The sequence below is a fragment of the Nostoc sp. CCY 9925 genome (assembly GCF_963920935.1).
Lineage (GTDB): Bacteria > Cyanobacteriota > Cyanobacteriia > Cyanobacteriales > Nostocaceae > Nostoc.
Genome location: NZ_CAWUDO010000003.1, coordinates 166,499 through 178,636 on the forward strand (window position 1 = coordinate 166,499; position 12,138 = coordinate 178,636).

At 41.8% G+C, this 12,138-nt stretch carries 11 protein-coding genes; 5 read left to right on the forward strand and 6 right to left on the reverse strand.

The window, feature by feature from the left end:
* Window positions 1-66 precede the first annotated feature (66 nt).
* Window positions 67-1,077, reverse strand: a complete 1,011-nt coding sequence (locus tag ACM0OY_RS02890; protein WP_414567383.1) for an alpha/beta fold hydrolase — start codon at window positions 1,075-1,077, stop codon at window positions 67-69.
* A 428-nt stretch (window positions 1,078-1,505) separates the two neighbouring features.
* Window positions 1,506-3,074: a lipase/acyltransferase domain-containing protein gene (locus ACM0OY_RS02895; protein WP_414567384.1), complete on the reverse strand. Its 1,569-nt coding sequence runs from the start codon at window positions 3,072-3,074 to the stop codon at window positions 1,506-1,508.
* 865 nt (window positions 3,075-3,939) lie between these two features.
* Here ACM0OY_RS02895 and cynS point away from each other — a divergent pair.
* Both cynS and ACM0OY_RS02905 read left to right on the forward strand, forming a co-directional pair.
* A complete protein-coding gene (cynS, locus tag ACM0OY_RS02900) occupies window positions 3,940-4,380 on the forward strand; it encodes a cyanase (protein ID WP_414567386.1) in 441 nt (146 codons plus the stop codon).
* A gap of 194 nt (window positions 4,381-4,574) precedes the next feature.
* Entirely contained in the window at window positions 4,575-5,507 is a 933-nt protein-coding gene (locus ACM0OY_RS02905) for a DNA-methyltransferase (protein ID WP_414567387.1), read from the forward strand.
* Window positions 5,508-5,553: 46 nt separating this feature from the next.
* Here the strand turns inward: ACM0OY_RS02905 and ACM0OY_RS02910 are convergent, their stop codons facing one another.
* Together ACM0OY_RS02910 and ACM0OY_RS02915 are read right to left on the reverse strand one after the other, a co-directional pair.
* The gene (locus tag ACM0OY_RS02910; RefSeq protein ID WP_073640193.1) at window positions 5,554-5,748 is read right to left on the reverse strand and encodes a hypothetical protein; all 195 of its coding nucleotides are present in this window, start codon (window positions 5,746-5,748) and stop codon (window positions 5,554-5,556) included.
* Window positions 5,749-6,278: 530 nt separating this feature from the next.
* Window positions 6,279-6,491, reverse strand: coding sequence for a helix-turn-helix domain-containing protein (locus ACM0OY_RS02915; protein WP_414567432.1), 213 nt, complete (start codon window positions 6,489-6,491; stop codon window positions 6,279-6,281).
* 535 nt (window positions 6,492-7,026) lie between these two features.
* Here ACM0OY_RS02915 and ACM0OY_RS02920 point away from each other — a divergent pair.
* From ACM0OY_RS02920 to ACM0OY_RS02930, 3 genes are all read left to right on the forward strand, one after another.
* Window positions 7,027-8,106 carry an SGNH/GDSL hydrolase family protein gene (locus tag ACM0OY_RS02920; RefSeq protein WP_414567388.1) on the forward strand — a complete coding sequence of 360 codons (1,080 nt, stop codon included), beginning with the start codon at window positions 7,027-7,029 and terminating at the stop codon, window positions 8,104-8,106.
* A 350-nt stretch (window positions 8,107-8,456) separates the two neighbouring features.
* Complete coding sequence (locus ACM0OY_RS02925) at window positions 8,457-8,675, forward strand: hypothetical protein (RefSeq protein WP_414567389.1); 219 nt, start codon at window positions 8,457-8,459, stop codon at window positions 8,673-8,675.
* A gap of 44 nt (window positions 8,676-8,719) precedes the next feature.
* Entirely contained in the window at window positions 8,720-9,766 is a 1,047-nt protein-coding gene (locus ACM0OY_RS02930) for a radical SAM protein (protein ID WP_414567390.1), read from the forward strand.
* A gap of 8 nt (window positions 9,767-9,774) precedes the next feature.
* On the opposite strand, the gene larE is transcribed toward ACM0OY_RS02930, so the two are convergent.
* Both larE and ACM0OY_RS02940 read right to left on the reverse strand, forming a co-directional pair.
* Window positions 9,775-10,605, reverse strand: a complete 831-nt coding sequence (larE, locus tag ACM0OY_RS02935; protein ID WP_414567391.1) for an ATP-dependent sacrificial sulfur transferase LarE — start codon at window positions 10,603-10,605, stop codon at window positions 9,775-9,777.
* Between the two features lie 84 nt (window positions 10,606-10,689).
* Window positions 10,690-12,117, reverse strand: a complete 1,428-nt coding sequence (locus ACM0OY_RS02940) for a hypothetical protein (protein WP_414567392.1) — start codon at window positions 12,115-12,117, stop codon at window positions 10,690-10,692.
* Between the last annotated feature and the right edge of the window lie 21 nt (window positions 12,118-12,138).

Sequence of the window (12,138 nt, forward strand, 5' to 3'; positions counted from 1 at the left end):
TTTGACAAATGACGACCTTCACTAGTTAGCTTTATTTACGCCGACCTACTTAGCTTAAAAGCCGCTTTATTGATCAGGAATGTCCAATCTTACTTCAGCGTTAGGGCAATTGGACGGTGGCGATTTTTCGGTGAACCGATCAGCAATCCAATTCGTAAAGTCAGCCTCCGCAGCCGGCAACAGCCCTCGATGGTCTTTTCCGACATACCTTATGTAAAAGACCGGAGTGTGATGTTCACAAGCGTCTCTGACGTAAAGGTCTGTGGAATCCGCAGGGATTATGTTATCAGCAGTCCCTTGCATGACCAGCACAGGGATCTGGGACTCAACTTGTCCGATCGCATTTTTGGCCAATCTAGCTACCCATGCGTCAAGATTGTTGTTTGCCTTAAATAAAACCGAATCTCCTCCTGCGGTGTCTCCTGTAATTGACAACTGCTGCATACACTGGCGAGAAGCGGCCTCGGCTGCTTTGAGTCCGGTGTCGGTGAATACGTCACTCAGATGCAAATCGGGATATGCCCAGGCATAAGCTGTATTTAGGAGAATGATGCGACCGATGCGCGGGCCTCCGGTAGATTGCTTGGCAATATCGGGAATCAAAAAGGACTTGGGGTTTGCAGGGGCCAAAGCCGCTACGCCCACAACATCAAGATTAGGTGCATACGAAGCTATTTCGCCGGCAGTCACCACACCTAAACCACCTTGTGACCATCCCAGTAGCACTACCTTATTGCCTGCTGGTGTCAGTTTACGGGCTGCTGTGACGATATCGAGGGCGTTCCGTGCTTGGCTTTGACCAACGGCGTATTCGTGCTTGTCTCCAGCACCTAAGCCTTGGTAATCACTGGCTACAACAACGTATCCAGCTTGAATAAAGGCTGACAGCCCAGGTATGCCATAGTCATTCGGCACAGTACTCTCGAAAGAGGGAAAGCCGACAAAATCACTGACTGGGTTGGGAACGTTTGACGGGGCGCAATACCTAGCACCGCCAACAGTACCGTGCGCCCAGCTGACAACGGGAAGATTGTCACCCTCTTTAGCGGATTTTGGCCCAATTATGAGGCCTGACACGGCAACTGGGACTCCAGAAGCCTTCTGTGAGCGATAGATTACGCGCCACGCAATTGCTCCGTCAGGTGCATCGATCTCTTCTTTTTTAATGATCGAACCTAGCGGCCCAGCCACCTCATCCGCAGATACGTCGTAGAATGTAGGCAGTAAACCCGGCTGGTCAGGCGATGATGCGATCGCAGGAGTTACCGCAACCCACATTGCTAGAATTATTGCAAAGCAGCACAATAAAGCTTTTTTCATCGTTCGTTTTGGATAGATAAATGCCTTGTCATAGTCTCATGACACAGTGAAGTCAGGATTTTCAAGAAATAAATTATCTTCAATTGTGGGGTGGGGAGGAAAGCCTGCCCTTCAGAAAAAAGACGGGTGGGGACACCCATCCCACAATAAAACAGAAGTTTCAGCTTTTTAGTGCGTCAGTTCTACTAAATTTCTTCACCCTTTGGCGGTTCTAGAAGACCTATCAAAATCAGGATTCTTGTGATCACCCTTGGGTCGCGCAGAATTTCGCTATGACTTGATACACCGCCCTGAAATGCGTATCCTTTTATATTTGTTTTTGCTGTTATCTCTGGGTCTTTCTGCCACTCCTTAAAATATGTCAAGCTTCCATAGGGAACTATTCCATCTCCACAATTGCGTTCATTATCTATAGTTTGTAGTGTGTCACTTGTTTCTACTCTTACTCCGTTTCTGATAATGAATTCTCCGTCCTCCAATTTCTCGTCCTTACCCAAGTAATCCGCTACTTTCAGTCCTCCATCCACTTCCTCGTAGTATGCTCCTACTGCTGTGGGGAAACCAGTTGAATAAATGACACTCAAATTCTTGACGGGTGGGCATCCTACCAGTTTGTCCCCAAATTCTCCTTCAGCTTGAGTTATGAGAGGATTAGTTTGATAAAATTTTTCTAGATATGCCAGGGTACTATTAGCTCCTCCTTTTTCTAAGGTAGTTTTGATATCTATTGCCGCAAAGTCATCTGTTGTTTGCCCAGAGCCTTTTTTGAGAAACCCAAAATGTTGTGTATTGAAATATTGGTAATGTTCTTGTGTTACCGGCAATAGCCAAGGAACACTCGAATAGGATTGTATTACCTCTTTCATCCCCGATAATGCTGCTGTTCCTATCTTTAATCCATCATCTGTCACTAGCATCCGAATGGACATTGGCGCACCTAACCATGGTGGGCTGACTGCTATATATCGGAATATATATTTATCTATCCACTCTTGTCCCCACTCTTTTCCGTCACGTGCTCGAATATTTTTGACCCACTGTAAGAAATATTGAGTTACCCTATTTCCCATGCTTTGGGCTATTATTACTACACGTTCGCGATCTAGCAAACTACTTCCACTGTCCTCGTATAATTGCTCTATCTTTTTCTTAAGCTTAGTGAAATAACTGTACCGTACTTGCAGACCTCCTGGAGCGATTCGCCAATCATAGGGGGCACCTACTACATTTTCATTCTTCCTGTAATCAGATTTAGTTTGTCCCAACAAATTCTTATACTCTCTTGTCAAGGTATACACTAATTCCTCATAATATCTAGTGTTGTATTCAGTGAATGGAATATTTGGAAGGAAATTTTCAATCCCTTCTAATCCTTCCACTGGCTTATTATATTGATTGGGTTCGCCATCTGCTCCAAGTTCCGGTTCTTCTACTTCTACTAGAGGAGTTACGCCATCAATGATATTATTTTCACCAACGTAGACATTCACCTTCATGTGTCTTTTCCACTCAGCTCCAGGATCAGGAGTTTCTTCTGCTTTTATTTCATATTCTGGTACGTTAAATCCCACTACTGATGGCGCAGATTGCTGACTTACCTCTTCACTTTGTTGATTACTTTGATCCTTCGGTAAGAGTTGTAGCATTTCTAGACTCATCCAAAGGTTATCTCGATAGGTTGGCCTTTCTTTTGTTTTTATCCTCGATCCTGCCAGCCCTGGAATCAATACTACAGGACGAACTATTTTAGCCATTTGTTTTTACCTTTTTTGCTTAATTTTCTACGCTTGCGACTTGAAAACAGGTATGTTGATTTTTGCTCTTGTAGAGCAATACAATTTGAGATTTGAAGTATAGGTTTTTGAATTTTCTTCTTGACCTACTATGCCGACAACGACAACACACCCCAATATCAACTGGTTAGCTATTAACTTGCTTACAGAACGTAATGGTCTATAAAAAAATGTTAGAAACAACTTGATTCTTTAAAAGCAGTTTCTACATTTATATTTCAACTTACGTCTGCCAGAATGACGCTACAAAACTCAATGGTGTAGGCACACCATTGGTAAGTCTTTGTTCAAAACCATATGAAAATGTGTCAACTGATTCACCATCAGCTGTCCATATGTATTTATCTTCTATGGGTAAATTGATGCTACGCAATCCTACTCTAGAATTGCTCTTAGAGGTTGTTTTAAAAGTGCCGGAAGCTATACTTTTGCCGCTCTAACTTAGGTCAAGTGCAACAAAGAATCAAGATTACAGCTATGTACATCAGATGCATCACTGTCTTGACCATGAGAGCAAAAATCCCTTTTAAAACATCCTCTTAAACCCTAACTTACCCATAATAAGACTCTTTTTAGCAGCAAATAATTCTGTTTTATGCGGTCGTTTGTATAGTAATACGACCATAGTTAATTTTGCAAGGACAGTTAAGACATTTAAGACAGTTAAGAAAATTTTTATAAAATTTTAATAATTAACGTGAGTTCAGTAAATCTCTCCCTAACCCCTCTCCGACACAAAAAGGGGCAGACGAAATACAGACGCAAATCAGGCGATCGCAGTGATACTATGTATGGAAAATCAGATTTTCATCAGAGGAGTTACCAGGTGTCCATTCCCGAAATTACCCAAAAGCTATTAGCAGCAAAACAAGAGAAAGGACTAAGCTTTGCCGATTTAGAAAAAATTCTCGGACGCGATGAAGTATGGATTGCTGCTTTAATCTACCGTCAAGCTAGTGCTTCCCCAGAAGAAGCCAAGTTACTAGTCGAAGCATTGGGACTAGATGCAAGTTATATTAACGAATTGACTGAATATCCGGTAAAAGGATTAGGCCCAGTTGTACCAACCGACCCACTAATTTATCGTTTCTACGAAATTATGCAGGTCTACGGATTTCCTATTAAAGCCGTGATTCACGACAAATTCGGCGATGGGATTATGAGCGCCATTGACTTTACTTTAGATGTGGAAAAAGAAGCAGACCCCAAAGGCGATCGCGTTAAAATCATTATGTCTGGTAAATTTCTCCCATACAAAAAGTGGTAGTGTTTTAACAAGTTATATCAACCTGTGTACTGACCTCAAGGCAAATATTTCACGAACATGTTCTCATACACAGGAATACAAAGTTAATATACTTTTCTGTGTTACTTTGCCCGGAAAACAGGATTTTTCAAATAAAATATCGAGACAATATCAAAACAAGTTATAACTATAAAACTGAGATAGCTTGATAACTCTTGCAACAAAAACCAATAACGCCAGCAAAAGAAATAATTTTTAGTCCCTATTATACCCAGCAAAATGGAGCAGCGTATTTAGGTGATACTCTGAAACTGATTAAATTTATTGATGATAATAGTATTAATTTAATTCTCACCTCACCACCATTTGCTCTCACACGGAAAAAAGAATACGGTAACGAAACTGCTGAAAAATATATCGAGTGGTTTTTGCCTTTTGCCTCTGAATTTAAAAGAGTACTGGCAGATAATGGCTCATTTGTAGTGGATTTAGGGGGTGCTTACTTACCTGGTAATCCCGTGCGGAGTATCTATCAATACGAACTTTTGGTTAGATTATGCAAGGAAGTAGGTTTCTTTCTGGCTCAAGAATTCTACCACTATAATCCGGCTCGACTGCCAACCCCTGCTGAATGGGTGACAATTAGGCGCATTCGTGTCAAAGATTCAGTCAATACAGTTTGGTGGTTGTCTAAAACGCCAAATCCTAAAGCAGATAACAAAAAAGTTTTAAAACCCTATAGCCAAAGTATGAAGCAATTACTTAAAAATGGCTATCAACCGAAAATTCGTCCTAGTGGACATGATATTTCTGACAAGTTTCAAAAAGATAATCAAGGTGCAATTCCGCCAAATTTGCTTGAAATTGCTAATACTGAATCAAATAGCCCTTATTTACGACGCTGTAAAACAGCAGAAATTAGACCTCATCCAGCACGTTTTCCTCAAGGATTCGCCGAGTTCTTCATCAAATTTTTAACTGATGAAGGTGATACAGTTTTAGATCCATTTGCAGGTTCTAATACAACTGGCTTTGTTGCTCAGACTCTCCAACGCCGATGGATTTCTTTTGAAATTAATGAGGATTATGTAATGGGAAGTCGTTATCGTTTTAGTCAAGATTCAGATTATCCCAAGAGTGACGAATGAAAAGTGAAGAGTTAAAATTTATAACTCATAAATAATAGCTACTCACTTAAATTTCTCCATTCACTTGCATTTGATGAACCTGATCTGCTAATTCTTGACGACCTTGGTCATCTAGTTTATCAATCGCTAACATACCCATAAGAATAACTTCTTTGAGGGTCAAACGTGTCGAATGTGCCTGTTTTTGCACAATCTCCTTAATAATGGGACTGACACCAATCGCTGTACTAGCTCTAGCCACGGAAGAAAAAACACTAATGATTCAGCCTAAATCTTAGCACTTCCAATGAAGTTATTCTCTATAGTTAAAACTTAATTCAAATGTGTTTCAACTCATACTTCCACAAGGAAACATAAATTTCAAATTCTGTACATAGAGAACTACAACAGAATTACACAGTATTATCCTACTTTCAGAAAATTTTCGTTAGATATCCGATTATGCATCAAACCTAAAAACCAAATTTTGAACAAATTTAACTCTTGTCATACGAAAGTTACAAGTATAGTCTTTGACTAAAAAAAGGGAAGGAGAAAGGTTAAAGGGGAAAGGGAAAAGGGAAAAGGGGAAGAGGGAAAGGGATACTTGCACCATTATTCTATTTGGGCAGAGTATTGAGATTCAAGATAAGCAAAGCGCAAATGTTGAGGCGTCCTGACTTCAAGCCCCATAACTTTAGTTATGGGGTAGGATGCCTTCATTCAGCAGGGGGAAAGGGGTTTTCTTCATTCGTTTGCCCTTTGCCCTTTAGCCTAAGGTTAGGGCTATGACTATTCTTCTAAAATTTCCACTAAGTCCTCAATGGTCACCTCAAAGGTGCGAGCCAATTTGTGGATAGCAGTAAAGTCAACTGTTGTCATTCCTGGACGACGAGCATAACTTCTAACTGTGCTGTAAATTACACCAGAACGGTCAGAAACTTCCTTAAGTGTCCATCCTTTCTCTTGTGCTAGTTCTCGAATCTTCAATCTGACTAATCCCATATTTGATAACTGATGCATTTGCACCGCTCAATTTCATATGAGAAATTAAAAAGCGTAGAGGCTGTCTTGTCGTCAGACATCGCCTCCTGGTTAATCAAGCTCTCATGCGTTCACGAAGTGACTCTGAAAGAGTATCGCTACAGCTTACTGAAATCTGAAAACCTAAAATCACATGGTTTTCCCTATATTAACAACGTCAAAAGTAAAAACCTCTATCCTGAGGTCATCAAAAATCATCTAGTAATCGCCAAGTTTGCAGCTACTTACAATATTTGTCACAACTAACTCGTGGAAAGTCATCGGTTAGTGAAAATATTCCTTTGAGTAAAAGTATTCTCACAAATCGGACTCATCTACCACCGGGAAAACCCTACTTTAAAGAGATCGTAAATTGTCCAATATAATCTCGTGAACACGCTTTACAGAACTATACAGTGTAAATAAGAATAATAATTTGACCTAAGTAAAATTATCCTGAATACAGCCAACTAATGCTGTCATAGGAAAAAGCAGTAAGTAGAGGAGAGACAAAGCGATGAGGGACCCTTATCTGTTGGCAGCAGGTTTGTTAACAGGATTGGCAATACCAGCATCGGCTCTTCCACACCTGTCGATTGTCCTGCCGGAAAATTCTAGATTCCTCTGGGATTTAAAACAAGGTTCCCAGACAATAGTCAGTACAAAAATTATCAACAGCGTCGATTTTTCCTTACCAGAACTCAGCGGTCAAGTGCTGCAACCCTTAGAAAGTTCGCAGCCAACACCAAGTCAGCAAAATATCAACAGTGTTGATTCCTCATCACCAGAACTCAGTAGCCAGGGATTACCAGCTCCAACAACAGACTCAACAGAGTCATCACTCAACCCCAGCGCCCAAGCAGCTACTATTTCACTGACATCTGGCAATCAACTTTACTACCAAAGATTGGCAGCTCTGAAAACTGGTCAGATTTATACACGCGGGGATAGTGATAATTTGCAATCGTTGTGGGAGTCAATCAAGAAGCGTCAACTAACTTATGAAGACTGGAAAAGTTTACTAGCTTTAGAAGCCAGAGCCATTGCCCAAGGTCAAGGTACAAATCACCTGAGTATTTTAGTTGGTGATTCGTTGAGTATGTGGTTTCCTAGAGAAAAATTACCTGTTGGGAAATTATGGCTCAATCAAGGTATATCTGGAGATACTTCCGCCGGCGTTTTAAGAAGATTGGGGGCATTTTCGGCAACCCGGCCGGATGTAATTTACATTATGGCTGGGATTAACGACTTACGAAAAGGTGATAGCGATCGCGCAATTTTGAATAATTATCGCCGAATTGTCCGCCGCTTACGACAGAATCACCCCCAAGCTCAAATTATTGTCCAATCAATTTTGCCGACTCGCTTACCAAAACTTTCCAATAGCCGCATTCGTAACATCAACACCCAACTAACTCAAATTGCCAAACAAGAAGGCGCGAATTATCTCAATATCTATAGTTGGTTTACAGATATGGAAGGCAATTTGCGCCCAGAGTTAACCACAGATGGCTTGCACCTGTCCCAAGAGGGGTATGATGTGTGGCGAACAGCACTACAGCAAATAGAATATAAGCTGACTCAGAGTAAGAATTGAGCGATCGCTTCTTTCCTCGATGTAATTGATTTGCAGCGATCGCCATTATTATTTTTGTAACTATTTATACTGGTTGATTCCCAGTCCAGTATGTGGCCATATCTACAAGTTCACCAACAGCCTCATGGGAGTTTGAAAACCCAGTTAGCTCTGGGAGGAAAAACGACGCGATCGTTTTTAAGCCGACACGATATCAAAAACAGTGTCTATAAATATTTGCAACTTTAACAGAAATTTCCGTAAATTCCTCATAGAAGAATGGAGCTAAACGTGTAGAGATCGCTCAGACAAAAGAGCAATCTCTACAATGTGCTATACCTACGCACTTTCATCAAACCAAGGAGAATATCATGGAAAACCGTCTGCAAATACAAGATATTCAAGACGAACAATTGGATATGGAACTAACTCCTGAAGAACTAGAAGAACTAGAAGCCTTGAAAGGAGGAAACCTGGCAATTAATTTCCCCTTAATTAATTCGCAAATACAGTGGAACATTCCCAAAATATTTCCTTACGGAACTCCCGTTTGGGACTTGTTTCAACAACCAGGCCTTTTTCGTTCGTAACCAGAGCTTTTAGTTCATAACGAGTAATTGGAGCCGTGTAGTATATGACACCTACTGGAAACTTTAATCGCATTCTGCAAATCCACCCATCCAGACGGTGCAATCTGCACTGTCTCCATTGTTACTCCGCTTCTGGGCCAGAGGAGCGAGACCAACTCAGTGTCCCGCTCCTTTTACAAGCAATTAGCAATGCCAGCGAACAAGGGTATACTATTGCCAGCTTTTCAGGAGGTGAACCTCTTGTCTACAAACCTCTACCCGAATTGTTAAAGCAAGCTCACCAATGCCAGATGCATACAACTGTTACTTCCAATGGCATACTTTTAGATGAGCGACACCTAGAGCAGTTGTGTGGAGCAGTTGATTTACTCGCCATTAGTCTTGATGGAATACCAGCCTCTCATAACCGTATACGTTGTTCAGACCAGGCTTTTGAAAAAATGGCGGCTCGGCTGGAAGGGGTTCGCCAATCGGGTATCCCATTTGGATTTATTTTTACGCTCACAAAACAAAATTTCCGAGAGTTAGACTGGGTTGCGAATTTCGCTTTAGAACAAGGAGCGAAGTTATTGCAGATTCATCCACTAGCAGAAGTTGGACACGCTAGCCAAAGCCTCGTCGGGTCTAGACCCAGTACCAACGTATTATCCTATGCTTACCTGAAAGCCATGCGTTTGCGAGAAGCTATTGGTGACAAGATATTTATTCAGATTGATTTAGTTCACCAAGATTTGCTGCGCTCAAATCCTGGTAGCTTTTTTGCAGACGAAGCATTAATAAATCAGCATAACTACTGCTTTGCTGACCTGGTATCACCCCTAATTATCGAAGCAGATGGGACAGTAGTGCCCATCCAACATGGTTTTGACCGCAATTATGCTCTCGGAAATCTTAATGACGCATCTTTGAGTGAACTTGCCACCCATTGGCGTCAAGAACGCTACCCCTCTTTCCGAAAACTCTGCCGACGTGTTTATCAACAACTAACAGCACCCGCGGATCTGCCGATTATCGATTGGTATGAAACGCTGATGCGCCAGCCAAAGATGAGTCATGAAAATAAAACTACAACAGGGGTGTCTATAGGCTAAAAAAAATCCTATAGTTTAATGCCCACGACTTCCCGATTTAAAACTTGATTCAACTTACCGCTACGATAACCTTCTAAATCTAAGGTTACGTAAATAAATCCAAAATCTTGAAATGCGGAAATTAATATTTGTAAATCAGTCTTTAATACAAACTCTTTGATTTGTTCTGGCAGTAATTCAATGCGTGCTGTATCGCCTTCGGATCGCACGCGTAAATTCTGCCAACCCAGCTTTCTTAAGAAAATTTCGGCTCTGCCAACTCGTTGCAACTTAGCTACAGTAATTTCTTCACCGTAAGGAAAGCGGGAACTCAAACAAGGTTGAGCAGGTTTATCCCACCAAGGTAAGCTTAGTTGTTGCGAAAGTTGTCGGACTTCAACCTTGGTAACACCCACTTCTGCTAAAGGCGATCGCGCACCTCTTTCTTTCGCCGCCTGAATTCCTGGGCGATAATCATGCAAGTCATCAGCATTCACCCCATCCACCACATAGGGATAACCCAACTCTAAGGCCAAAGGTTTGAGAGTGTCGTGCAATTCACTTTTACAAAAATAACAGCGATTGACAGGGTTAGAGGTGTAATTGGGGTTCTCCATCTCGTGAGTTTGAACGATTTGATGACGAATCCCAATAGTTGCAGCTTGAATTTTCGCGTCTTCCAACTCTTCTGGCAACAGCGAAGGAGAAACAGCAGTCACAGCCAAAGCGCGATCGCCCAACACATCATAAGCAATTTTGGCAACCAAAGTACTATCAACGCCCCCAGAGTAGGCAATTAACGCCTGCTCCATTTCTTGAAATAAAGCTCTTAATTGCTCAAATTTTTCTGTCAGCATCATTTCTCAACCCTGCCAAAACCTGATAGCATCCTGCGAATACTATTTTAGAGCTTCAAACCAAAGAGTGTAGTAGTTGACCTCAATCTACCAAACATCAGCCGCAGAATCTGATTCTGGTATGGGGGGTGCGGCAATGGGTACAGTTACCCCAGAAGCAGAGGCGCTTGTAGTCAGAGTAGCTGGTGACGAAGCTGCTTTCAATACTGCTGTAGATGCCCATTTAATATATTTGACAAGCGCATCAGGATTGTTTGCTTGTAGTGGCTTGATTTCTAAATTGCCGATAAAATCCTGTAAAACATCAACTTCGGCATCTTTACCAATAGCGATCGCAATCCGAACCGCTTTTTTCCCCCAAGGCTGAGCCATCAATGCCTTTAAACCACTTGCAAAATCATCTGTCGGCTGTCCGTCGGAAATTAAAACCAAAACTGGCGGTAATGCGCGGTCAGTCATCGGTGGTATCTTTAGTTGCTGGGCGACCATTTCCAGACCCGTCCCCATATCGGTGCCCGCAGATACGGTACCATTTGCGAGTTTGCGAGTGACTTCTTTGGCGATCGCCTCTGCTACTGTTCCTAAAAGAGTGCTAAAGTCTTGCTCACCTTTGGACTTGCTAATATCCCAAAATTTGCCACCAGTCATATTTGCGATCGACTCATGAGCACCATTACGTTTGGGGACTCCTAAAACATGGGCAGTAATCGCTGCACTCTTGAGTTGAGAGACAATATCAGAAAGTCCTTCGTTATTTCCGATTTCATCAGAAATGATTACTAGTATGCGGGAATTTTGGGAATTATCTTCAAAATTTCGGGGTTTGAAGCGTTCTATAAAAGATTCTAAGGTTGATGACACTCCTTTATCATTTGATGAGTCATCAAAGGTACGGACAACATAAGGAAAAATGTCTACTGTGTCTCGGTTAGCTAAGTAGCACCCAGCACCGCCGAAAAGACCTAAAGACAAGGACTGGATATTTTTTTTGAAATCTTGGGGTGAAGTCAACGACCAAATACCGATAGTGTATCTAGACAAATTGTGAACTTTATAAGTTGCGATCGACCCACCCCGGTGTCCACCAATATCGAATCCCACCAACCCTAACCGGACGTTTGCTCCTTCTTTGATAATCCGGTCAGCAAAAGCAACACAACTACTTTTGACTGCATTAATTTCATCACTCATACTGCCACTGGTGTCCACCATGAACACAATATCAAGCTTTGGTTTCTCCAGTGGGTCTGCAATCAAATCACTCCAGCCAAAGTTATCCAGTGATGTTGCATTGGGAATATGCCATTCCGCTCCATGAGAAAACTTTAAAGCACGCACCAGCACATTAGCATTGGGATTCTCGTCTGCTACTTGTCGCATCTGAGGTAACGCCTGACGAATCGCATTATTCAGTGCTTCTATTTTGCCATCAATAGACATCGACCCGGAAGTATCACAAAGCCAAATAAAGTGGAGTGGTCGTGTTGCTAATTCACCACCAGGGCGTCTTACCATTTTCATCATCTCCTTGTGTTT

What these genes read in the sequence shown, in the direction of transcription:
- ACM0OY_RS02895 (WP_414567384.1), bottom strand. Translation starts at nt 3,074, where the DNA reads ATGGCTAAAATAGTTCGTCCTGTAGTATTGATTCCAGGGCTGGCAGGA.
- ACM0OY_RS02920 (WP_414567388.1), top strand. Translation starts at nt 7,027, where the DNA reads ATGAGGGACCCTTATCTGTTGGCAGCAGGTTTGTTAACAGGATTGGCA.
- larE (WP_414567391.1), bottom strand. Translation starts at nt 10,605, where the DNA reads ATGATGCTGACAGAAAAATTTGAGCAATTAAGAGCTTTATTTCAAGAA.
- ACM0OY_RS02925 (WP_414567389.1), top strand. Translation starts at nt 8,457, where the DNA reads ATGGAAAACCGTCTGCAAATACAAGATATTCAAGACGAACAATTGGAT.
- ACM0OY_RS02930 (WP_414567390.1), top strand. Translation starts at nt 8,720, where the DNA reads ATGACACCTACTGGAAACTTTAATCGCATTCTGCAAATCCACCCATCC.
- ACM0OY_RS02915 (WP_414567432.1), bottom strand. Translation starts at nt 6,491, where the DNA reads ATGGGATTAGTCAGATTGAAGATTCGAGAACTAGCACAAGAGAAAGGA.
- ACM0OY_RS02940 (WP_414567392.1), bottom strand. Translation starts at nt 12,117, where the DNA reads ATGGTAAGACGCCCTGGTGGTGAATTAGCAACACGACCACTCCACTTT.